Source organism: Ralstonia sp. ASV6 (assembly GCF_016429285.1).
In the GTDB taxonomy this organism is placed as follows: Bacteria; Pseudomonadota; Gammaproteobacteria; order Burkholderiales; family Burkholderiaceae; genus Ralstonia; species Ralstonia flaminis.
In genome coordinates, this window is record NZ_JAELUI010000349.1 from 1 (window position 1) to 475 (window position 475).

The window sequence follows — 475 nt, forward strand, 5'->3', positions numbered from 1 at the left end:
TGGCCTTTGACGTTCCTGCCCTTGATGGCGCCTTGGATTTTTGTTGCGGGGAGGAAAAAGGAAGGAGCCTTGTCTGAGCGCAGCGAGTTTGGCTCCTTCCCCTCCCCGCGACAAAAATCCAAGGAGGGTGTCGCCATCTCGGGCACGCCTTTCTTTTGCTTACTTTTCTTTGGCAAGACAAAGAAAAGTGAGTCGGCCCCGGCAGGGGACGATACCGGGGATGGACCACCAGCACACGCCGTCGCGCAGAGTCCATCTCAAAACCTCGACACATAGACCTTTTAGCTCGGCAGCCGACGGTCTGAGCTCCACCATTGGACCTCAGACCCTCACAAGCGCACCTTTTAGGGGGCCTGTCAGTAATTTCGTGTTCAAGGCATAACATGCCCTCAAGGAGGGTTTATGCCTCGCGAACCGAAGACCAAGCCGGTCGAGCTGCCGGCGATTCCAGCCAAGCTGCTTGAGCAGTTCGGCA

The 475-nt window shown here is 56.8% G+C and carries 1 protein-coding gene; it reads left to right on the top strand.

Annotation, left to right across the window (positions count from 1 at the left end):
• Positions 1-276: hypothetical protein (locus tag JHD73_RS29255; RefSeq protein WP_233177199.1), on the top strand; the 276-nt coding region annotated here is incomplete at its 5' end.
• Between the last annotated feature and the right edge of the window lie 199 nt (positions 277-475).